This window comes from Massilia sp. CT11-108 (genome assembly GCF_047302915.1).
Classification (GTDB): domain Bacteria; phylum Pseudomonadota; class Gammaproteobacteria; order Burkholderiales; family Burkholderiaceae_D; genus Telluria; species Telluria orientalis.
Genome location: NZ_JBKYMO010001157.1, coordinates 1 through 598, shown reverse-complemented (window position 1 = coordinate 598; position 598 = coordinate 1). Strand labels below are relative to the sequence as shown.

General features: G+C 72.4%; 1 protein-coding gene. It reads right to left on the bottom strand.

Annotation, left to right across the window (positions count from 1 at the left end; translation table 11 throughout):
- Nucleotides 1-9 precede the first annotated feature (9 nt).
- Nucleotides 10-598: autotransporter outer membrane beta-barrel domain-containing protein (locus ACEN88_RS33715; protein ID WP_413346705.1), on the bottom strand; the 589-nt coding region annotated here is incomplete at its 5' end.

The following is a 598-nucleotide window of genomic DNA, read 5'->3' as shown; positions in this document are numbered from 1 at the left end:
GGCCTCGACCTATCGCGTCAACCTGGGCGCGGGCGTCGATGCCGGCGTTTCCGCCAGGCCGTCCCGTTCGACCCGCTGCACGGTCAACCGGGCGAACGGCTCCACCTTGGCGCCCAGGAGTTCGCGCTCGGCGCGCACGCCCACGCCGAGCAGCGCCGCATTGCCGCCGGCATGCGCGCTCAGGCCGGACGATGTGGCCAGCGGATCGGCGCGCCGGCTGTCGGCCTTGTCGCGGCCGACGCTGCCGATGCCGTCGAACGTCAGGCCGTCGACCGTGGTTTCGCCATACACGAATACCTTGTTCTGGCGCAGCTTGCCCGTATCGTCGCCGGCCGACACGTCGGTATGGGCGTAGCTGGCGCCGACACCGAGGCGATAATCGGCGCCGCGCAGCACGTCCAGGCCCGCGGTGACCTGCAGGCGATCGGCCTTGAAACCCGACGCGTCGGCGTCGCCACTCCACTTGCCGCGGGTGCCCGCGAGGTCGAGCCAGAGCGCGCGGTCGCCATCGTCGGCGGTATGCTTGAGCACGCTGCGCTGCAGGTTCCAGCCGGCCTGCGGCGCCGCGGCGGCCAGGCTGCCGTGCACTTCGCCGGAC